A 21925-nucleotide genomic window follows, 5' to 3' on the forward strand; every position below is an offset into this window, starting at 1 on the left:
ATCCCCCCTTATTTTTTCAACTGCTGAGATCGAATTAAATCAATATGTTCTAACGCTTTTCCTGTACCTAACGCAACACAATCTAACGGATTTTCAGCAATAAATACAGGCATTTTTGTCTCGTCACTTATTACTTTATCAAGATTTTTTAAGAGCGCTCCACCACCTGTAAGAACGATTCCTCGTTCCATGACGTCTGCAGAAAGTTCTGGTGGGGTTTTTTCTAATGTTTTCTTCACACCATCAATTATAGCTGCAATGGCTTCTTTTAATGATTCAGAAATTTCACTAGCTGAAATTTCAATTGTTTTCGGTAACCCTGTCAATAAATCTCGGCCACGAATTTCCATCTTTTCATCCATTTCATCAACACGTGCTGTACCAATTTCCATCTTAATCTGTTCTGCTGTTCTTTCTCCAATCGTTAAGTTATATGTTTTACGGATATAGCTTATGATTGCTTGATCCATTGCATCCCCAGCAATTCGAACAGATTCGCTTGTCACGATGCCACCTAAGGAAATAACGGCAACCTCCGTCGTTCCTCCTCCTATATCAACTACCATAGAACCAGTTGGATCCCAAACTGGAAGTTCTGCACCGATGGCAGCTGCAAAAGGCTCTTCAATTGTAAAGGCTTCTTTTGCTCCTGCTTGGCGAGCTGCATCAATAACTGCTCGCTGTTCAACAGAAGTAATACCATATGGTACACAAATCATCACATTTGGTTTTTTCCAATTTGAACTAGAATTTTTCAACGCCTGCTTTAAATAATATTGAATCATCGCAGTCGTAATATCGAAATCTGCAATAACACCATCTTTCATTGGTCGAATAGCTACTATGGAGCCAGGTGTACGACCAATCATATTTTTCGCATCATTTCCGACTGCAACAATATCACCTGTTTTTGTATTTTTCGCCACAACAGATGGTTCACGTAACACAATTCCTTTTCCTTTAACAAAAACTAAAGTATTCGCTGTACCAAGGTCTATACCTACATCTTTTTGTCCTAATCCAAACAAGTTTTGTACTTCCTTTCTATTTACGCCTTTCTTTCACTAAGACTGTCCAAAATCATAAGTTTTATTATAGCGGATAATGTCGAAAAATTATAGTGTTACAAATAGTTTTTACCCGCTTTGCATGCAACACATATAATTTTCGCATTTATCATTGTATTGTGAAATAGCGATTGAAACAATGAAAAAAACATTATTTGAAATTACAATCTCATTACAAATCCACCTTTTATTAGACGAACTTTACGAAAACAGGTTCGTTGAAATAAAATCGTCACGAAAAAAAGCCGAAAATCCAAAAAATGGGGACTTTCGACTTTTTTGGAATCAACCTGTCATATTTGACTTATGAATTAAATATAACCTTGCTCTTTTAAACTAACGTATTGATGATCACCAATAATGATATGATCAATTAGTTCTATTCCAATAATAAATCCCGCTTCTTGAAGCCTCTTTGTCACTTCAATATCTTCAGGACTTGGTGTTGCATTTCCACTCGGATGGTTGTGGGCACAAATAATTGAAGCAGCTGAACGTTTCACAGCTTCTTTAAATATTTCACGGGGATGGACGATGGACGAATTCAAGCTTCCAATGAAAATCGTTTGCTTATGAATCACCTGATTTTTCACATTTAAATACAATGCTACAAAATGCTCTTGTTGTAAAGAGCCTATTTCAGGCATCAAAAAAGATGCAGCATCTTTTGGAGAGCGAATCGTAAAGCGTGAATCCATTTGCTTTTGAGATAGTCTTCTACCTAGCTCAATTGCTGCCAATAATTGCACTGCTTTCGCTTGACCGATTCCTTTAATTGATACAATTTCTTCCAACGTAGCATGTTTTAATTCATGTAATTTTTCAAAATAATTGAGCACACGATTTGCTAATGATAAAACCGATTCTTGCTTCGTTCCCGTTCTTAATAAAATAGCAATTAGTTCTTGGTTTGATAAGCTCTGCGGCCCCTGTTTTATTAGCCTTTCCCTCGGACGATCATCGATATGTAAATCGCGTATCATCAAATCAGGAAAAGTGCCGATGGACATATCATTACATACCCCCTATAGTTCGATAATTTTTAATTTCACCATTTTTTCAAATAGGGATGCAATCGGAAGTCCAACTACCGTATTATAATCACCTTCTATTCGGTCGATAAATAATGCACCAGCTGTTTGAATCCCATAACCACCAGCTTTATCAAAAGGGTCTTTTGTTTGAACATACATTTCAATCATCGGTTTCGGTAGGTTTTTAAAATATACGTCGGTTACTTCTACAAAGGATTCCGCTTGCCGATCTTTTGTTATGATAGCCACAGCAGTCATCACTTGATGGCGATTCGATGAGAGTTTTTCTAAATGGCGAATCGCTTCTTCCTTTGTTTTTGGCTTGTGAAGAAGCTCATCATTGAACACAACGATAGTATCTGCACCAATGATTGTTTTTCCAGGGCAATGACTTGCCACATCTTGCGTTTTTAATAGTGCTACTTTTTGAACATAATCTTTGAAGTCCCTCGCTTGCACTGAAGTCTCTTCCACACTGCTCGCCATTATTTCAAAAGGGACTCCTAGCTTTGCAAATAATTCTTTTCTTCTTGGTGAGGCTGACGCTAAAACGAGTTGATGACTTGTTCTAAATTTCATTTCCATTCCTCCTATACATAATATAGCCTAGGAATGGGATTTTGAAAAATTCATCGTACTTTAGGAAATAACAAATTTGACTGCCCTTTGTACCTTTAAAATTTAATTTTCAAACAGTCATTTTCTGTAAAATAGTGGGCTAATAGATGCATTCGAACAATTGATAAATCACTTGATATACTTGACAATGCGAAGGATATTGTCTGCCAATCGGGAGGAAAATCTTCTTTATTTTTGACACCTTCAAAATTAAATTTTGCAGGGTCATTACTTTTCAGTAAAGAAGGAAGATTTTTTAAAGCTGGTTCAGAACAACCTGCAGCGGATAATGTAAAAGGCTTGGCAAAGGAAGGAGGATCATCAGATTTCACGCCCCCTTCTTTCGTAGTCGAAACACTGGACCAAACATAATAATTCCCATCAATTTCAACGACAGCGCTTGTGTTTAAACTAGCATAGCCATATACAAAATCTGTTGCAGCTTCAAAGCTTGAAAAAACTCCATGCTGATTGGCATAAAATTGCTCACTGTAGCCATCCTTCACATCTTCTTCATTCTCTTCTGTTTGTTGCGAGCTAACGGGAATTAATTCATTTTGATGTTTCTGCTCGGTATAAGTTGAATTCATGGAATTTAGTATAAGAATGAATAATAGAACACCTACAATCCCTGTAATAGAACCTAATAGAGCAGCCCTTACGATTTCTCGTCGCCCAATGATATGTGGAAATTTCATCGAATCACCCTTTTCAATTCAACAATCACCATTTCAAATCTGTAGTCGAACAATGTCTATATTATTTCATATGTTTATTTTTAATTGAAAATGATAATGGAACAAATCTAAAAGATAATTATTTGTAAGAAACCATTAGAAAAGGGTTTATCAATATAATAGATTTCTAAGGTCTTGAGACATTAAATCATATTCTTAATTGATTGCGTATTTCTGCTAATAAATAAAGGGAACCGGTCACGAATGTAATCCCTTCAAAATTTACACTTGATTGAATAAATGGGATATAGTCTTTTAATATTACTTTTTTCTTCGCCTTTGAAAGATGCAGTAAATCTTTTGCTTTCGCTGCTCGATTATTTTGAAAATCGACAAAATAAAATTCATCGCTAATAGTTTCTAAGGAGCGCAACACTTTTTCAATATCTTTATCTGCAACCATTCCTAGAACGAAGCGAATCCTTTTATTTGGTAACTGTTGTTTAATCGTTTCGATAAGTTTCTCAATGCTAGCTGGATTATGGGCTCCATCAAAATAGACATTCGGAAACACTTGTTCAAAACGAGAAGGTAAACTTGTGCAACTCACTGCTTGTCGAACCAAATCGATCTGAACTTCAATTTGTAAGATTTTCGCCACCTCTATAAAAGCAGTAATTGCAAGTGCCATATTTTCTCCTTGGTGGGCACCTAGCAACTTTCTCTTGAGTTTTTCAATTATTATTTTTTCCTTGAAATTTATATACTTTTCCCCTTGTTCATCTGCCTCAACAGTAAACGTCTCGTCATAAGCATACAAAGGTGATTGTTGAATATGGGCTTTTTGTTTCACAACAGTTAAAGCTTCTTCTGGTAATTTTCCGATCACCACAGGTTTCCCATATTTCACAATTCCTGCTTTATGCTGTGCAATTTGCTTAATCGTATGACCTAGAATTTGAGTATGCTCTAGGGCGATGCTAGTGATAATTGAAACTAATGGATTGACTACATTTGTGCTGTCTTCTAATCCGCCTAAGCCCGTTTCAAGAAGCACTAAATCTACTTGCTCATTAGCAAAATGAAGAAACGCTGCACATGTAAGGAGCTCAAAATCCGTTAATAATCCGCTGATTCCTGCGTGTTTCATTTGTTGAAAAACAACGTCCATTTGCTTTTGTGTAATCGGTTTACCGTTTATTTGAATTTGATCGTGTACATCCACCACACATGGTGACATAAATTTTCCAACGGATAGTCCATGATTTAGCGCCATTTGTTCTAAAAAGGCGATGGTTGAACCTTTTCCATTCGTACCTGCAACATGTACTACTTTAAGCTTTTCTTGTGGATTATGAAGCAATGTCAACGCTCTTTTTATCGACTCTAATCCCGGTTTTATCATACTGTCACTATGAACATTCCATCTTTCTTTATATTGTTCAAAATTGAGAATCATACGCTTCTTCCTTCATCTTTAAATATTTCCGAACTTCCGCAATGAATAAAATAGAACCTGTTATGATGAGTAATTCATCTTTCTCCAGATTCTTCAACTGCTGTTCTATAAGCATCTTCCAGTTTTCATTTACAACCTTAAAAGGATGCCCTGAACAACTTGCTAAATTCTTTGCTTTCGCAGCGCGCGGTATAGGTATCTCTGTGAAATAAATCGCTTCTGCAACTTTGTCTAACATGGAAATGCTCTCTTTATAATCTTTATCGTTCATTACAGAATAAATAAACTTATACTTATAGTCTGGATATTGATTTATAAGAGTACCAATGAGCGCCCTAGTTCCTTCCGGATTATGAGAGCCATCTAATATAACTTGTTTACCAAGCCGTTCGAAGCGCCCAGGCCAAAACGCTTTTTCTAATGCTGATTGAATGTGATGATCTGTAATATTAGAAAAACCGATGCTTCTAAGTATAGTTATTGCAGTTAATGCACAACTGGCATTTACGATTTGATGGGCACCCATCATCTTTAATGATATATCTAACTTCACATTGCCTAAATGGTACGTAAAATGCTGATTTGATGTATTCAACGTAATATTCGACACGAAAAAGTCTTCCCCATAAACAAATATAGGAGCTAGTTTTTGTTCTGCTTCGTGACGAATAATATTTATTGCTTCTTGATCCTGAACGGCGGTAACCACAGGTATATTTTTTTTAATAATCCCCGCTTTTTGATAGGCAATTTCAGTTAAAGTATCCCCAAGTATTTCAGTATGATCTAGAGATACTGTTGTAATAATAGAACATAATGGTGTGATGATATTTGTACAATCGAAACGGCCACCTATTCCAGCTTCAATAAGTGCAATATCAACTTCTTCTTCTGCAAAATACATAAACGCGATAAGTGTCATTAGTTCAAAAAAGCTAGGATAATACTCTCCCAGTTCATCAATAATTTTAAATAGCTGATTCGCAAGGGATAAAAATCGTTCATCTGGAATATCTATACCATTAATGGTGATTCGTTCATTCACCCGTTCTAAATGCGGTGATGTAAAGGCTCCTACTTTATATTGAGCATGTTGTAAAATTTCCTTTAAATAATTTAAAGTAGAACCTTTCCCATTCGAACCAGCAATATGTATAAACTTGACTTTTTCATGGGGATTGTTAATAAGTGGCAAAATTTTGTTCATTACCTGAAAAGGTTCCCCTTTATGCTTTTCAGCCTTTAAACCAAACATAAAATTCGTACATTCTTCCATTGATGTAAACAAATAACCCCGCCTCCTAACCATCATAATTTTACTCCAAAAGGAATGGCGTATCATCAAAGAAATGATTTTTGATAATAAATAAACTGCCTATGTAGATAACTCACTAGCTTGTGAGGATACATCTTTAGTTTGCGCAGATAGAATCCCTAGTCCTGTAAATATCAATCTACTTGTGCAGATATAACATCCTTGCTCGTGCGAGTGGATTTTCCGCTTGCGCAGATAACACACTAGCTTGTGCAGTTGGATTCCATACTCGTGTAGATAACACCCCTGCTCGTGCGGTTGAATCCTCCACTTGTGCAGATAACACACTAGCTTGTGCAGTTGGATTCCATACTCTCCACCGCACATGAAAAAATTCGCCAAGCCGAAAAAATACTTCAGCTTGAGCGAATTTCAAAATCAAAAAATGATTACATTTGCTTCAATTCATCCAAACGTTTTTTCACTGTATCATATTTTTCTTGATAGTCAGCAAGTTTTTCACGTTCTTTAGCAACTAGTGCTTCCGGAGCTTTTTTCACGAAGTTCTCGTTGGAAAGCTTGCCAGATACTAATTTTACTTCCTTCGCCCATTTATCTAACTCTTTTTCAAGACGTGCAATTTCTTCTTCTAAGTTAATGAGCCCTGCTAACGGCAAGAATAGCTCTGCACCTGTCACAACTGCTGTCATCGATTTTTCAGGTGTTGCAACCTGTTCCCCAATCACTAATTGTTCTGGATTGCAGAACTTCTCAATATAAGCTTTATTGTCCTCTAGAATTTTTACTGTTTCCGCATCTTTCGCTTTAATAAATAAAGGAACTTTTTTGCTGATTGGCGTATTCACTTCTGCACGGATATTTCGAACTGAACGTATAATGTCCATAAGAAGTTTCATATGATTAGATTCTTCTTTGAAATTAAATTCTGGTCTTACTTTTGGCCACTCAGCAACAGTGATGGATTCCCCTTCATGTGGAAGGTGTTGCCAAATTTCTTCTGTAATGAATGGCATCATTGGATGAAGTAGGCGCATTGTATTGTCAAGCACATACGCAAGTACTGAGCGAGTTGTAAGTTTTGCCGCTTCATCGTCTCCATATAGTGGAAGCTTCGCCATTTCAATATACCATGAACAGAAGTCATCCCAAATGAAGTTGTACAATTCACGCCCAACTTCACCGAACTCATAACGTTCAGCTAAGTCTGTTACTTTTTCAATCGTTTCATTTAATCGTGTCAAAATCCATTTATCGCTAACACTCAATTCACCGGATAAATCAATTTCTTCGTATTTTAAACCGTTCATATTCATGAGTGCAAAGCGAGATGCATTCCAAATTTTATTTGCAAAATTCCAAATCGCTTCGACTTTTTCATTCGTATAACGTAAGTCTTGACCTGGTGTAGAGCCGGTTGCTAAGAAGTAGCGTAGAGAGTCTGCACCGTACTGGTCAATCACATCCATTGGGTCTACACCGTTTCCAAGGGACTTACTCATTTTACGTCCTTCCCCGTCACGAACTAAGCCATGAATGAGCACGTCTTTAAATGGGCGGTTTCCTGTAAATTCGAGCCCTTGGAAAATCATGCGGGATACCCAGAAGAAGATGATGTCATAACCTGTAACAAGCGTATTTGTTGGATAATAGCGTTGATATAATTCATGATTTGTATCCGGCCAACCCATTGTTGAGAACGGCCATAATGCACTAGAGAACCACGTATCTAATACGTCCGGATCTTGCGTCCAATTTTCCGCATCTTTAGGTGGTTCTTTTCCAACATAAATTTCACCCGTTTCATTATGATACCAAGCAGGAATTTGATGGCCCCACCAAAGCTGACGAGAAATACACCAGTCTTTAATATTTTCCATCCAATGAATATACGTATTTTCAAAGCGTGGTGGAACAAAATACACTTTATTTTCTTCATCTTGTTGAAGTTTCAATGCCGCTTCTGCAAGAGGCTTCATTTTTACGAACCATTGTTTAGATAAATAAGGCTCGACTATTGCCCCAGAACGCTCAGAGTGTCCAACGGAATGCGTATGTTCCTCAATTTTTATTAAGTAGCCTTGTTGTTTTAAGTCTTCCACAATTTGCTTGCGGCATTCAAATCGGTCTAAACCTTGATATTTGCCAGCATTTTCGTTCATTGTACCGTCTTCATTCATTACTAAAATTCGTTCTAAATTGTGACGGTTTCCTACTTCAAAGTCATTTGGATCATGGGCTGGTGTAATTTTCACAACACCTGTACCAAATTCCATATCCACATATTCATCTGCTACGATTGGAATTTCACGATTGACAAGCGGTAAGATTACTGTTTTGCCGATGTACTGTTTATAACGTTCATCTTCAGGATGAACAGCTACAGCAGTATCCCCAAGCATTGTTTCAGGTCGTGTAGTAGCAACTTCCAAATAACCTGAGCCGTCCGCAAGCGGATATTTCATATGATAGAAGGCACCAGGGATTTCTTTATAAATTACTTCGATATCTGATAAAGCAGTTTTTGCTTCCGGGTCCCAGTTGATGATGCGTTCGCCGCGATAAATGTATCCTTTTTCATAAAGACGTACGAACACTTCTTTTACAGCATCAGATAAACCTTCATCCAATGTGAAACGCTCTTTTGTATAGTCCAATGACAATCCTAATTTTGCCCATTGTTCACGAATATGGCTAGCATATTCTTCCTTCCATTCCCACGTTTTTTCAAGGAATTTTTCACGACCCAAATCGTAGCGACTTTTTCCTTCTTCACGCAACTTCGCTTCTACTTTTGCTTGTGTTGCAATTCCAGCATGGTCCATACCTGGAAGCCATAATGCATCATATCCTTGCATCCGTTTCATGCGAATAATAATATCTTGCAATGTTGTATCCCAAGCGTGACCAAGATGCAGTTTTCCTGTTACGTTTGGTGGTGGAATAACAATGGAATATGGTTTTTTGTCACTATTTGGATCTGCTTCGAAAAATTTCCCTTCTAGCCACCATTTATAACGACCTTGTTCAACTGAATTTGGATCGTACTTAGTTGGCATTGTCACGTTTTCTGACATGAATGTTCCTCCTTTAGTTGATTGAATTTTGGCAAAATAAAAAACTCCTTATCCCAAAAAGGACGAAGGAGTTTCGCGGTACCACCTTTTTTCCATTTAGACAATAAATGTCTAAATAGCGCTCATCTCGATAACGGTGTTCAACCGACTTTTACTACTTCAATTTCATAAAAGTTGCTCCATGGCTACCTTCAAATGCGTGCATGCGGAAACTTTTCAGCTACCGTTTCCTCTCTTTAGCATGCAACATCATTTTACTCTTCCAATTCATCGCATCAATGTGTATTCAACTGCTTAAATCATTTTATAAAATTTAGCAGCAGTTTTCAAGTTTGAAGGAAATGAAAGGAGTGATTTCCATGTCATTATTCCACAAAAGACGAAAAAGTTATAATCCTTGGTTATTACCACCTTGGCTTCGAAAAATACGTTTTTTTGCAAAAAGCATTTGTATCCCAATTACAATTTTTCAAGCTATTCGCGTCGTTTTTATTCCTACGACAGGTGATGTATTACTGCTATTTCTACTTGCCCTCATTTCATGGTTGTTATGGACGGATATGATCTAAATTTCAATACGCTATAATTTTCAGAAAGCTCATTATAGAAGTCATCTGAATCAGAAGGAAGCTTAAACTTTTCATCAATGAATAGTTTGCTAGATGATTCATTAACTAATTTTACTTCTTCCGTTTCTTTTCGAATTTTTTTTGCTTCTTCCACAAAGTTATATTCTTCAGGTGGCTCTACGGAAATGGACGGATTTTCATGTAGAGTAAATTCATCAGAATTCGAAAATTGTTGATTTTCATTCATTTTCGACGAATAGTCAGTAGTTTCAATCGTTGTTTGTTGCAATGGTTCATTTACTAGTGGATGTTCTAATGTAGATGGCGGCTGGTCAGTTTTGGCTCTTTCTAATACTTTTCCTGTATTATCCGCCAAAACGGCTACCCGTTCAGCTACTTTCTCTTCAGATTCTACTTGGAATAATGCACCTACTACCGGTTCATCAAATGTGCATTTTACTTCCCATTTAAACGTACAGCCTGAGCCATCATATACAAAAAAGGATATATCATCAACAAGCAATTCTGGTCGACAATCTTTTGCAACTTTCTCACGAGGTAAATCAACTTCTAAAGGCAATGCGTATTCAAAGTAACCTTCATCACCTTTTAAATCTAAATGTTCAATTAACGTACCTTCGCTATAATCTGGCTTTATTTTTGGATTAAACTTCACTGTTGCTTTAATATGATAAATGCCTGTTAAACGAAGAGATTCTTCTAATTCTGTTTGTTGCCAACGCGGGATGACTTGGACCGAAACAACTTCTTCTACAATCCCATAAGCTTCTGGAAAAATAAATTGCGTCATCATTTCCCAATTGATTTTTGCCATATGTTTCCCTCCCGTAATACTCTATGCCCGAGAATCGGAAGTATGATTAAAGAATTAAAAATCCCTCATTACTTTATAAAATAAAAAAGAGTGTCTCTTCCTTATCAACGGAAAAGACACTCTAATTATTATCGAGCTAATTTTGCAAATACTTTGTGGAATGCATCTACCGTTTTTGCGATATGTTCTTCCGTATGTGCAGTTGAAATAAACAATCCTTCAAATTGGGAAGGTGGTAAGTATATTCCTTCTTCTAGCATGAGTCGATAGAATTCAGCAAATAATGTTAAATCGGAAGTTTGGGCAGATTTAAAATCAACTACATCTTCATTTGTTAAGAATAATCCAATCATACTTCCCGCGCGATTTATTGTATGCGGAATGTTATATTTTGTTGCGGCTTCACGAATTCCAGCTTCCAATTGGTCACCTAATTTTTTAAAGTAGTCATAAGATTCAGGTGTTAAACGGGATAATGTTTCAATTCCAGCAGTCATCGCGAGAGGGTTACCTGATAATGTTCCTGCTTGATACACTGGTCCACTTGGCGCAACCTTTTCCATGATTTCCCGCTTACCAGCATAAGCACCTACAGGAAGTCCGCCTCCCACAACTTTTCCAAGGCATGTTAAATCTGGATGAATGCCATAGTAACCTTGAGCGCAGTGATAATCGACGCGGAATCCTGTCATGACTTCATCAAAAATAAGCAAAGCGCCATATTGTTTCGTAATTTCACGTAAACCTTCTAAAAATCCTGGTTTCGGTGGAACAACCCCCATGTTCCCTGCAACAGGTTCTACAATAACCGCGGCAATATTGTCACCTAATTTTTCAAATGTTGCTTTTACTGCTTCTAAATCATTATAAGGAACCGTTGTTGTATTTTTTGCAACGTCTGCAGGTACGCCAGGGCTGTCAGGTAAACCAAGTGTTGCAACACCTGATCCCGCTTTAATTAATAATGAATCTCCATGGCCATGGTAAGATCCTTCAAATTTCATTATAATGTTACGGCCTGTGTAGCCTCGAGCTAGTCGAAGAGCAGCCATCGTCGCTTCTGTTCCAGATGAAACAAAACGAACCATTTCAACTGAAGGTACTCTTTCAATAACGATTTGTGCTAATTTGTTTTCTAATACTGTCGGTGCACCAAAAGAAGTTCCTTTTGCTGCTTGTTCTTGAATTGCTTTCACAACTTCAGGATGAGAGTGCCCTAAAATTAACGGCCCCCAGCTAAGCACATAATCGATATATTCGTTGCCGTCAATGTCACGAATAATGGCACCTTCCCCAGATTCAATAAATATCGGTTCTGCATTAACAGATTTGAATGCACGAACAGGGCTGTTCACCCCTCCAGGCATTAAATTTACTGCTTCTTTAAATGCTTTCACTGAATTTTCATAGGTACGCATTTTACTTCTCCTCCAACCAACGAGCTACATCTTTAGCATGATAAGTAATGATTAAGTCAGCACCCGCACGCTTCATTCCAAGTAAAGTTTCTAACACAACAGACTTTTCATCAATCCAGCCGTTTTGTGCTGCTGCTTTCACCATCGCATATTCTCCAGATACGTTGTATGCAACTACTGGAACTGGGAAATTGTTTTTCACATCTCGAATAATATCCATGTAAGCTAGAGCTGGTTTAACGATTAAGAAATCAGCTCCTTCTTCAATGTCGGATTCAGCTTCACGGAACGCTTCTAAACGATTGGCTGGATCCATTTGATATGATTTGCGGTCGCCAAATTTCGGTGCTCCTTCCGCTGCTTCACGGAATGGTCCGTAATAGCTTGAAGCATATTTTACAGCATAGGACATGATTGGAACATCTTGGAATCCAGCTTCATCTAAAGCATGGCGAATGGCCACTACAAATCCATCCATCATATTGGAAGGTGCAATGATATCAGCTCCTGCTTTCGCTTGAGAAACAGCTGTGCGAGCTAATATATCAAGGGATGGGTCATTTAAAATTTTGTCCCCTTCCACTAAACCACAGTGACCATGATCAGTAAATTCACATAAACATGTATCTGCAATGACCATCAATTGAGGATATCTCTCTTTAATTTGTTGAGTCGCTTTTTGCACAATTCCATGGTCATGAAAAGCACCTGTTCCTTGTGCATCTTTAACAGCAGGAATTCCGAATAAAATCACTGATGGGATTCCAAGTGATACCACTTCATCAATCTCATCATCTAAATTATCCAAAGAAAGTTGGTAGACACCTGGCATAGATTTTACTGGATTTTTAATGTTTTCGCCCTCAATCACGAAAATAGGGTAAATTAAATCTTCTTTGTGTAAATGGTTTTCTCTTACCATAGAACGAATTGTAGCATTTGCACGTAATCTACGATGTCTTCTGAATTCAAATTGTGACATTATGATTCCTCTCCTTTTATAATCGCTTCAATAACTGATTGCATCGTATATTTCTTCGGAAAATATGTAACAACGGCACCATATTTTTCAACGGCACCTTTCGTTATGTGACCAATGCAAGCGATTTTCATTTGGTTCCATCCTACTTGTGAAACTGCAAATTTATTGAAACAATCTACCGCTGACGGACTGGCAAAAATAACAATTGGATCATTATTCGTTTGAATCGTCTTTACTAGCGTTTCAATGGATTTTCTATTTTCAATCGTTTTATATACCGTCCATTCGTCAATATGAAATGGCAGCCCTTTCTTTATGGTGTCCTTTGCTAATTCCCCTCTAATAAATAAACATTTTGGTGACGTACCACATACAAAAGGGAATTCTTTTACAAATGTATCAGCGCTGAAAATAGTAGGCATGAAATGAACCGTAAAGCCATATTGTTCTAACAGTTTGGCCGTCTTTTCTCCTACAGCAGCAATTTTACTAGAAAAATGTGCCAAGTTAAAATGATGACGTTCTATTTTTTTATAAAAAAACTCAACACCATTTTGACTCGTAAAAATAAGCCAGTCATAGTTTAGGCAAGAAAATAATCGCTCTTTGTCCTCTATACTAATTACTTCTTCAGTTTGTATGAGCGGACAAACTACCGCTTCTCCCCCAAGCTGATCGATTTCGTCTATAATAGACAACGTTTTTTTTGAACCAGTTAGGATTATCGTTTTTCCTTCCAAAGGTTTATGCATTGTTCTCCGCCTTCACCTTAGCGATTAAATCATAAGCACCTTGATCAGTTAAAAGTTGAGCAAGTTTATTTCCAATTTCTACAGGGTCATTTCCTTGAATTGTTTCTTTGTAACAAATCGCTCCATCAGGTGATGCCACAAGTCCCGTTATCGTGATGACATCTCCATCAACCGTTGCATATCCTGCAATCGGTACTTGACAGCCTCCATCCATCGCAGCTAAAAACGTGCGCTCAGCAGTTACCGCTTTCTTAGTGTTATTATCTGTTAATTTCGCTAGTTCTGTTAAAAGTTCTTCATCATCTTCACGACATTCAATTCCTAATGCTCCTTGAGCAACAGCCGGTAAGCAAATGTCAACATCCAAATATTCTGTTACAACTTCGCTTGACCATCCCATACGTTTTAACCCTGCTGCAGCAAGAATAATCGCATCATAACCTTCCGTCTCAAGTTTTTTCAATCGAGTATCGATATTTCCTCGAATCCATTTGATTTCAAGGTCTGGTCTCACTTGTAATAGTTGAGCACTGCGTCGTAAAGAACTTGTCCCTACAACTGCCCCTTCTGGTAAATCATTGAACTTAATATGATTTTTTGAAATAAGGGCATCACGAGGGTCTTCGCGGAACGGAATACAGCCGACTGTTAAACCATCCGGTAATACTGCTGGCATATCTTTCATCGAATGCACCGCAAAATCAATTTCTTTATCTAACAATGCTTTTTCAATCTCTTTTACGAATAATCCTTTTCCTCCTACCTTTGATAATTGAACGTCTAATATTTTATCACCTATTGTGACAATTTCTTTAATTTCGAATTCAAAAGGAAAACCAGCTTTTTTACATTCGTTTATAAACCAATTTGTTTGGGTTAATGCTAATTTACTTTTTCGAGAACCTACAATAATTTTTCTCATGATGAACCTACCTTTCTGCTAATACCATAAATGAAATTGGGATAGCTTACTTCCCAAAAAGAAATTAATGAGTACAACGAAATAAGCATAAACTTGAGTCCAAGCAAATGACAGTCCCGTAATTATTCCTCGCTGCTTTAACATGATGATAGCTACATATATGACAAGCACTATGAAAGAACCGATGATTTTTGCATCAAAAAACGAAATAGCTCCCTCCACTTTCATAAATGCCGATTCTAGTCCTAATAGCAAACTAATCCCCATGATTGGAAGGCCAATAATGATTGAATAATTCATCCAAGTCGCCATTTGAGATAAGGAGGGTAAACGAGACCAAAGTTTTGTATATTTTTTCTTTTTTAATAGGTGGTATAAAATTAAATATAGCACTGAAAAGACAAATGAAAGGGAAAATGCTGCATACGATAAAATGGCAAAACCAATATGTATAAACAGCATTTCAGATTCCATGGTTTTTAATACGGGATTCAAATTATTTGGTGCAAACAGTCGAATTGTCATAAAAATAAATCCGAGTATATTAATAAAAAACACCGGTAAATCTGTTCTTGCTATGCAATGCAAGAAGATTGACAACGTTACAAGTAACCAAGCATAAAAATAAATCCCTTCAGAAAGCGATAATATAGGGAATCGTTTAGTCTCCAACACGCTTAATACGATAAAAGCTGTTTGCAATATCCAAACAATGGATACTAACCAAAATGCAGTTCTACGAATGATTTCTTTTTTATAAAAATAATCGACAAAATAAAACATTATACTTATCGCATATAGTATAACCATTATTTGGTAAAGGTTACTCATCACTTCAGTCATACGAAACCCTTCTCCATCTTATACGTCATTATGATTAAAATTTAAAACAAAAGCGCTTCCGTATCATTAGTTTACCACATCGATACGAAAACGCCTCAAAATTCTTACTTAAAATGATAATTTTGGTTGATTTTCAATTCCGTCTTGAATTCGTTCTTCTTCAGTTTCTAACTTCAATTGTTGACTTTGAATTTCTTCTTGAACTAATTCTTCAATTCCAAAAATTTGTTGATACAATTGAAGTTTTTGATTGGCTTTTGGAGAGTTAGCAATTTCCTTCGCTTGAAGAATTGGTTCTTTTAACAATTGATTGATGATGGATTTCGTATGTTTATTTAAAATTTTACGTTCCCGTTCAGTTAGATTTGGCATTTTATTTTCAATACTTTTCATCGTTTCTTGTTGAATCATATTTGCTTTTTTGCGCAATGCCGCAATAACCGGTACTACTCCAAGCGTTGCAACCCAATCTTTAAATTCAACAATTTCTTGTTCAATCATTTTTTCAATTTGTTGAGCGGCCTGTTTTCGTTCTGCTAAATTCGCTTCTACAATTCCCTGTAAGTCATCAATATCATATAAGAATATATTAGGTAATTCGCCTACTTTAGGATCGATATCTCGTGGAACTGCGATATCAACTAAAAACAAAGGTTTTCCTTTGCGTAAACGCTCTACAAACTGCATTAGTTCATAATCAATTACATACGTTGTTGAACCTGTTGATGTAATTAAAATATCTGTATCAAGCAAAGTACATTGCAATTCCTTAATCGATTTAGCATGTCCTTCAAATTTTTCAGCTAAAGTCACCGCTTTTTCAAAAGTACGATTTAATACCGTTACTTTTCCAACGCCGCTTCCATACAGATTTTCCATAGCAAGCTCGCCCATTTTACCAGCGCCTAAAATCGATACATGTTTATTTTTTAGAGAACCAAATATTTTCTTTGCCAGTTCAACCGCAGCATAAGATACTGAAACGGCATTTTCGTTAATCGTCGTTTCTTTATGAGCTTTTTTCGCAAAAGTAATTGCTTGTTTAAACAAGCGGTTAAAAATCGTACCCGTCGAACCAATTTCTTGTGCCTCTAAAAAGCTTTTCTTGACTTGTCCAAGAATTTGAGTTTCTCCCAATACCATCGAATCGATTCCTGCAGTTACTCGGAATAAGTGTACTAACGATTGATCATTTTCACGAATAAATAAATAGCTCTCAAATTCCTCAATCGGAATGTTAAACCAGTTGGATAAAAAACGTTTTATATAATAACGTCCTGTATGCAGCTGATCAACTACCGCATAGATTTCCGTTCTATTGCAAGTAGACACGATTACATCTTCTAATATGCTTTTTTCTTTTTTTAACGCAGCCATCGCTTGTGGTAATTCACTTTCAATGAACGACAACTTTTCACGAATTTCGACTGGCGCAGTTCTATAATTCAAGCCTACAACTAGTGTGTGCATGAACTTAACACCTCTCACGAACTATTTCATAACCTCTATTCTAACATAAAGAAAGCGCTATCTAAACGCTAATTATGAAAAAGTTATGAAATAAGATTTTTTACTTTATAATAATTCTAATATAAGAATAACAAAATTTGATTCCTGTTTCAATATAATAACCTTTATACATAGTATTCAACAAATTCCGACAATTCACTCTTCTTGAACATATATAAAAGGTTGACCTATAGGATGCTAGGTCAACCTTTATAAAATTGGAAGTTCTTACTGTTTCATAAGCTTCGTAAACATTTTCAATTATGTATGGAATCACATGAACTTTTGTATTTCAGTCCATGTTTCTTCCACTCCTACTCCCGTTTCCGCAGAAAACAGGATGATTGGATCTCTTTTTTCCATTTCTAATGTTTCTCTTACCACTTTTTTATGTTTATCCCACTTGCCTCTTGGAATTTTATCTGCTTTCGTTGCAACTACAATCGCAGGAATATTGTAATGTTTTAAAAAATCATACATCATTTGATCGTCTGCAGTAGGAGGATGGCGCAAATCAACAATTAAAATAACAGCCTGTAATACGCTTCGACCAGTAAGGTATTTTTCAATCATTTTCCCCCAAGCTTCCCGCTCTTTCTTAGACACTTTGGCGTAACCATAGCCTGGAACGTCCACAAAAAACAATTGATTTTCGATTTTATAAAAATTTAACGTTTGTGTTTTACCAGGCTTTGATGACGTACGAGCAAGGGATTTTCGATTAATCATCTTATTGATGAATGAAGATTTTCCAACATTTGAACGGCCCGCCAAAGCAAATTCAGGTAGACCGTCGTCTGGATATTGTTCCGGTCTGACAGCACTAATTACCATTTCCGCATGACTAACTTTCATTTAAAAACCTCCAACAAGGGCGATATTCAACACTTCTTCTGCCGATCTAACCGGTTTAAATACTAATTCTTCTCGAACTGCTTCAGGAATATCGTCAATATCTCGCTCGTTGTCTTGAGGAATGATGATAATTTTTAATCCTGCACGATGAGCTCCTAACGATTTTTCTTTCAGTCCTCCGATTGGAAGCACTCGCCCTCGCAATGTAATTTCTCCAGTCATTCCGACTTCTTTTTTGATAGGTTTATTGGAAATGGCTGATACAAGTGCTGTTGCAATAGTAATTCCCGCTGACGGACCGTCTTTTGGTACTGCTCCTTCAGGTACGTGTATATGAATATCATGTTGTTCAAAATAATCCGCATCCAAATTGAGGCGTTTGGATAAAGAACGAACGTAAGAAAGAGCAGTTTGAGCAGATTCCTTCATCACATCTCCAAGCTTACCTGTTAAAATCAGTTTTCCTTTACCAGGTGTTAAAGATACTTCAATTTGAAGTGTATCACCACCAACGGATGTGTAAGCCAATCCTGTCGCTACACCAACTTGGTTTTCCGTTTCCGCTTGACCGTAATGGAATCGATGTTTACCAAGCATTTCAATCAATGTTTTCGAATTGACAGTAACCCGTTTTCTTTCGCCAGAAACAATGACTTTTGCCACTTTTCGGCAAACTGCAGCAATCTGACGTTGAAGACCACGAACGCCAGCTTCTCTCGTATAGTATCGAATTAAATCAACAATCGCTTCATCTTTAAAGATAAGTTGTGATTTTTTCAAACCGTTTTCATCAAGTTGTTTTGGAATAAGATGATTCTTAGCGATTTTGATTTTTTCAATCTCTGTGTATCCAGCAATCGATATTACTTCCATACGATCTAATAGTGGTCCTGGAATTGTGCTTAAATCATTCGCTGTAGCAATAAACATTACTTGCGATAAATCATAAGGTTCTTCGATGTAATGATCGCTAAAAGTATGATTTTGCTCAGGATCCAATACTTCAAGCATAGCTGCTGAAGGATCACCTTTGAAATCATTGGACATTTTATCAATTTCATCCAATAAGAACACAGGGTTAATTGTACCAGCTTTTTTCATTCCTTGTATGATACGACCAGGCATCGCTCCAACGTAAGTGCGTCTATGTCCGCGAATCTCAGACTCATCACGTACACCACCAAGAGAAATGCGAACAAATTTACGATTTAAACTCTCCGCTATCGATTTTGCTAGAGAGGTTTTCCCTACCCCAGGTGGTCCCACTAAACATAAAATTGGTCCACGAATGGAATTTTTTAATTGGCGTACAGATAAATACTCTAAAATGCGCTCTTTTACTTTCTCCAGTCCATCATGATCGCGATTTAGAATTTCTTCTGCCAAATTAACATCAAGTCGATCTTCTGTTTTTTCTTTCCACGGAATTGTGACTAACCATTCGATATAGTTTCGAATGACGCCGCTTTCTGCGCTGGCAGCCGGTAATTTTTCATAGCGTTCAAGCTCTTTTAGTGCCACTTTTTGTGTGGATTCAGGCATTCCGGATTCTTCAACACGTTTACGAAGATCAGCAACTTCTCCTGTTTTTCCTTCTCGATCTCCAAGCTCGGCTTGAATCGCTTTCATTTGTTCGCGTAAATAATATTCTTTTTGAGTACGTTCCATCGCTTGCTTTACTTTTGTATTGATTTTCTTCTCTAAATTTAATACTTCTTGTTCATCATGCAAGCGAATCATTAAGTGGTCTAATCTTTTCTTAATATTGAAAATGCTTAATACTTCTTGTTTCTCAGAAATTTTAAATGGTAAGTGGGAAGCGATAATATCTGCTAGTCTTCCTGGTTCCTCGATGTCTAAAACAGATTCAATTGTTTCAGCAGTAATTTTATTTGAAGATTTCGCATACTTTTCAAAATAATTAACTACTGTGCGCATTAACGCTTCCATTTCCACGTCTTTTTCTTTCGAATCTTCATGCAATTCAATATCTACAGTTGTAAAATCATCGTTTTCTTGGTAATGAACAATTTTCCCTCGACAAATGCCTTCCACTAAAATGCGCAACGTGCCGTTCGGTAATTTCAACATTTGTTTTACAGAGACATAAGTCCCAATCATATACAAATCTTCTTTTTCAGGTTTTTCTACCCGCAAATCCTTTTGCGTCGTTAGGAAGATTTTATTATCATTCATCATGGCATGTTCTAATGCAGCGACCGAACGTTTCCTACCAACATCGATATGTAATACCATTGAAGGAAATACGAGCAGTCCACGCAAAGGAAGTAGTGGTACATTTTTTTTTAATTCAGTCATGCGGGTTATTCACCTCCATTTGATACTAAAGAATGCACCCGCTTCTAGGTAAATTTAGTATGTGAAAAATTAAAAACATTTCACTTGGTTTTACATAGCAATTTCGATAAATTTAATCTTTCATAACAGCATTTACTATTCTCTGTTACATCAATTATTATTCCCGGTAAAATGTTATTTTGAACAATTTGACGCTCAATAAAATGATTTGTAAGTATTTGTAAAAATATGTAATTCTAATATTTGTTACAAAGAGCTGACTAACGAGATATGCATAAGCAAATTCGCAGTCAGCTCTTTATTTTAATGGTCATTATTACTGTTACTTGTAACTACTTTATGCGGAAGTTTTTTTATTGTCCTTCAAATCTTTTAATTCTGTACCGTCTTTTAAAATTAATTTTGGTTGCGCTTTGTCCGTAATCGTTTCTTTTGTAATAATACATTTCACGATATCATCGCGTGATGGCAATTCATACATCATATCAAGCATCGTATTTTCAATGATGGAACGAAGTCCACGGGCACCTGTTTTTCTTTCAATCGCTTCCTTTGCAATCGCTCGAAGTGCTTCCTCTTCAAATTCTAATTCCACATTATCAAATTCGAGCATTTTTTGATATTGTTTCACTAATGCATTTTTTGGCTCTGTCAAAATTCTTACGAGCGCTTCTTCATTTAACTGTTCAAGTGAAGCAATGACTGGTAAGCGACCAATAAATTCCGGAATTAAACCAAATTTCAATAAGTCTTCTGGAATTAATTGGGAAAGTAAAGATTCGCTTTCCACATTTTTATTTTTCATGTCGGAACCAAAGCCAATCACTTTTTGACCTAATCGACGTTTAATAATGCTTTCGATACCATCGAAGGCTCCACCAACGATAAATAAAATATTTGTTGTATCAATCTGTAAAAACTCTTGATGTGGATGTTTACGACCACCTTGAGGAGGAACGCTAGCTACTGTACCTTCTAAAATTTTTAATAATGCCTGCTGCACCCCTTCTCCAGATACGTCTCGTGTGATGGAAGGGTTCTCCGATTTTCGAGCAATTTTATCGATTTCATCTATATAAATAATCCCTTTTTCTGCTCGCTCAATGTCATAGTCAGCAGCTTGGATTAGTTTTAACAGGATGTTTTCTACGTCTTCACCAACATAACCAGCCTCGGTTAATGAAGTGGCATCGGCAATCGCAAATGGCACATTTAAAATTCTTGCTAAAGTTTGAGCAAGTAAAGTTTTCCCACTACCAGTTGGTCCAATTAAAATAATATTGGATTTTGATAGTTCCACATCATCTAATTTACTATTTGAATTGATTCGCTTGTAGTGGTTATATACTGCAACAGCAAGAGCTTTTTTAGCTCGCTCTTGTCCAATAACGTATTCATCTAAGATGCTTAAAATTTCCTTTGGCTTTGGAACATCTTGAAAATCGATTTCCTCTTCTGTACCTAATTCCTCAACAACGATTTCGGAACATAGCTCGATACATTCATCACAAATATAAACACCAGGTCCAGCTACTAATTTTCGCACTTGTTCTTGTGGCTTACCACAGAAAGAACACTTTAAATTGCCTTTTTCATCATTAAATTTAAACAATTTGCTTCACCCCTATTCAAGCAACAATCTTACAGGATATTGAACACATTAGCAAATAAGAAGTTTCCAAAGCTAATGGAATATTTTGTATAGCTTATGTATGC

General features: G+C 36.6%; 19 protein-coding genes and 1 other annotated feature. Of the genes, 1 reads left to right on the forward strand and 18 read right to left on the reverse strand.

Annotation, left to right across the window (positions count from 1 at the left end):
• Positions 1-8: 8 nt before the first annotated feature.
• The 8 genes from NST98_RS05055 to NST98_RS05090 form a co-directional block, all read right to left on the reverse strand.
• Positions 9-1028 carry a rod shape-determining protein gene (locus NST98_RS05055; protein WP_340433968.1) on the reverse strand — a complete coding sequence of 340 codons (1020 nt, stop codon included), beginning with the start codon at positions 1026-1028 and terminating at the stop codon, positions 9-11.
• Between the two features lie 350 nt (positions 1029-1378).
• On the reverse strand, positions 1379-2077 hold the full coding sequence (radC, locus tag NST98_RS05060; protein ID WP_340433970.1) for a RadC family protein: 699 nt from the start codon (positions 2075-2077) through the stop codon (positions 1379-1381).
• A 15-nt stretch (positions 2078-2092) separates the two neighbouring features.
• The gene (locus NST98_RS05065) at positions 2093-2680 is read right to left on the reverse strand and encodes a Maf family protein (protein WP_340433972.1); all 588 of its coding nucleotides are present in this window, start codon (positions 2678-2680) and stop codon (positions 2093-2095) included.
• A gap of 95 nt (positions 2681-2775) precedes the next feature.
• Complete coding sequence (locus NST98_RS05070) at positions 2776-3417, reverse strand: hypothetical protein (protein ID WP_340714593.1); 642 nt, start codon at positions 3415-3417, stop codon at positions 2776-2778.
• Between the two features lie 187 nt (positions 3418-3604).
• Positions 3605-4855: a bifunctional folylpolyglutamate synthase/dihydrofolate synthase gene (locus NST98_RS05075; protein ID WP_340705351.1), complete on the reverse strand. Its 1251-nt coding sequence runs from the start codon at positions 4853-4855 to the stop codon at positions 3605-3607.
• A complete protein-coding gene (locus NST98_RS05080) occupies positions 4839-6143 on the reverse strand; it encodes a bifunctional folylpolyglutamate synthase/dihydrofolate synthase (RefSeq protein ID WP_340714594.1) in 1305 nt (434 codons plus the stop codon). The genes NST98_RS05075 and NST98_RS05080 overlap by 17 nt, the downstream gene beginning before the upstream one ends.
• A gap of 166 nt (positions 6144-6309) precedes the next feature.
• Positions 6310-6552 (reverse strand): hypothetical protein, encoded by a 243-nt coding sequence (locus tag NST98_RS05085; protein WP_340714595.1) that lies wholly within the window; start codon positions 6550-6552, stop codon positions 6310-6312.
• Between the two features lie 7 nt (positions 6553-6559).
• Entirely contained in the window at positions 6560-9205 is a 2646-nt protein-coding gene (locus NST98_RS05090; RefSeq protein ID WP_340714596.1) for a valine--tRNA ligase, read from the reverse strand.
• Positions 9206-9260: 55 nt separating this feature from the next.
• Positions 9261-9485, reverse strand: a binding site (T-box leader).
• A 79-nt stretch (positions 9486-9564) separates the two neighbouring features.
• On the opposite strand from NST98_RS05090, the gene NST98_RS05095 reads away from it, so the two are divergent.
• Positions 9565-9774, forward strand: a complete 210-nt coding sequence (locus tag NST98_RS05095) for a hypothetical protein (RefSeq protein ID WP_340705347.1) — start codon at positions 9565-9567, stop codon at positions 9772-9774.
• Here the strand turns inward: NST98_RS05095 and NST98_RS05100 are convergent.
• From NST98_RS05100 to clpX, 10 genes are all read right to left on the reverse strand, one after another.
• Positions 9740-10609, reverse strand: a complete 870-nt coding sequence (locus tag NST98_RS05100; RefSeq protein ID WP_340714597.1) for a hypothetical protein — start codon at positions 10607-10609, stop codon at positions 9740-9742. The genes NST98_RS05095 and NST98_RS05100 overlap by 35 nt on opposite strands.
• A gap of 128 nt (positions 10610-10737) precedes the next feature.
• The gene (hemL, locus tag NST98_RS05105; protein ID WP_340714598.1) at positions 10738-12027 is read right to left on the reverse strand and encodes a glutamate-1-semialdehyde 2,1-aminomutase; all 1290 of its coding nucleotides are present in this window, start codon (positions 12025-12027) and stop codon (positions 10738-10740) included.
• A gap of 1 nt (position 12028) precedes the next feature.
• Positions 12029-13009 (reverse strand): porphobilinogen synthase, encoded by a 981-nt coding sequence (gene hemB, locus NST98_RS05110; protein WP_340714599.1) that lies wholly within the window; start codon positions 13007-13009, stop codon positions 12029-12031.
• Positions 13009-13761: a uroporphyrinogen-III synthase gene (locus NST98_RS05115; RefSeq protein WP_340714600.1), complete on the reverse strand. Its 753-nt coding sequence runs from the start codon at positions 13759-13761 to the stop codon at positions 13009-13011. Before NST98_RS05115 ends, hemB begins: the two co-directional genes overlap by 1 nt.
• Positions 13754-14683 carry a hydroxymethylbilane synthase gene (hemC, locus tag NST98_RS05120; RefSeq protein ID WP_340714601.1) on the reverse strand — a complete coding sequence of 310 codons (930 nt, stop codon included), beginning with the start codon at positions 14681-14683 and terminating at the stop codon, positions 13754-13756. The genes NST98_RS05115 and hemC overlap by 8 nt, the downstream gene beginning before the upstream one ends.
• 18 nt (positions 14684-14701) lie before the next feature.
• Positions 14702-15526, reverse strand: a complete 825-nt coding sequence (gene ccsA, locus NST98_RS05125; protein WP_340714602.1) for a cytochrome c biogenesis protein CcsA — start codon at positions 15524-15526, stop codon at positions 14702-14704.
• A gap of 108 nt (positions 15527-15634) precedes the next feature.
• Positions 15635-16996 carry a glutamyl-tRNA reductase gene (hemA, locus tag NST98_RS05130; RefSeq protein WP_340714603.1) on the reverse strand — a complete coding sequence of 454 codons (1362 nt, stop codon included), beginning with the start codon at positions 16994-16996 and terminating at the stop codon, positions 15635-15637.
• Between the two features lie 312 nt (positions 16997-17308).
• A complete protein-coding gene (gene yihA, locus NST98_RS05135) occupies positions 17309-17890 on the reverse strand; it encodes a ribosome biogenesis GTP-binding protein YihA/YsxC (RefSeq protein ID WP_340714604.1) in 582 nt (193 codons plus the stop codon).
• On the reverse strand, positions 17891-20209 hold the full coding sequence (gene lon, locus NST98_RS05140; protein WP_340714605.1) for an endopeptidase La: 2319 nt from the start codon (positions 20207-20209) through the stop codon (positions 17891-17893). It abuts the gene before it with no gap.
• A 337-nt stretch (positions 20210-20546) separates the two neighbouring features.
• Complete coding sequence (gene clpX / locus NST98_RS05145; protein ID WP_096551379.1) at positions 20547-21821, reverse strand: ATP-dependent protease ATP-binding subunit ClpX; 1275 nt, start codon at positions 21819-21821, stop codon at positions 20547-20549.
• Positions 21822-21925: the final 104 nt, after the last annotated feature.

Origin of the sequence: Ureibacillus sp. FSL W8-0352, from assembly GCF_038004345.1 — a bacterium.
Classification (GTDB): Bacteria; Bacillota; Bacilli; order Bacillales_A; family Planococcaceae; genus Ureibacillus; species Ureibacillus thermosphaericus.

Coding starts and splice junctions, on each gene's coding strand:
- NST98_RS05075 (WP_340705351.1), bottom strand. CDS start 4,855: ATGATTCTCAATTTTGAACAATATAAAGAAAGATGGAATGTTCATAGT.
- hemL (WP_340714598.1), bottom strand. CDS start 12,027: ATGCGTACCTATGAAAATTCAGTGAAAGCATTTAAAGAAGCAGTAAAT.
- NST98_RS05115 (WP_340714600.1), bottom strand. CDS start 13,761: ATGCATAAACCTTTGGAAGGAAAAACGATAATCCTAACTGGTTCAAAA.
- yihA (WP_340714604.1), bottom strand. CDS start 17,890: ATGAAAGTTAGTCATGCGGAAATGGTAATTAGTGCTGTCAGACCGGAA.
- NST98_RS05095 (WP_340705347.1), top strand. CDS start 9,565: ATGTCATTATTCCACAAAAGACGAAAAAGTTATAATCCTTGGTTATTA.
- NST98_RS05100 (WP_340714597.1), bottom strand. CDS start 10,609: ATGGCAAAAATCAATTGGGAAATGATGACGCAATTTATTTTTCCAGAA.
- NST98_RS05090 (WP_340714596.1), bottom strand. CDS start 9,205: ATGTCAGAAAACGTGACAATGCCAACTAAGTACGATCCAAATTCAGTT.
- hemA (WP_340714603.1), bottom strand. CDS start 16,996: ATGCACACACTAGTTGTAGGCTTGAATTATAGAACTGCGCCAGTCGAA.
- ccsA (WP_340714602.1), bottom strand. CDS start 15,526: ATGACTGAAGTGATGAGTAACCTTTACCAAATAATGGTTATACTATAT.
- NST98_RS05070 (WP_340714593.1), bottom strand. CDS start 3,417: ATGAAATTTCCACATATCATTGGGCGACGAGAAATCGTAAGGGCTGCT.
- hemC (WP_340714601.1), bottom strand. CDS start 14,683: ATGAGAAAAATTATTGTAGGTTCTCGAAAAAGTAAATTAGCATTAACC.
- radC (WP_340433970.1), bottom strand. CDS start 2,077: ATGTCCATCGGCACTTTTCCTGATTTGATGATACGCGATTTACATATC.
- hemB (WP_340714599.1), bottom strand. CDS start 13,009: ATGTCACAATTTGAATTCAGAAGACATCGTAGATTACGTGCAAATGCT.
- lon (WP_340714605.1), bottom strand. CDS start 20,209: ATGACTGAATTAAAAAAAAATGTACCACTACTTCCTTTGCGTGGACTG.
- NST98_RS05065 (WP_340433972.1), bottom strand. CDS start 2,680: ATGAAATTTAGAACAAGTCATCAACTCGTTTTAGCGTCAGCCTCACCA.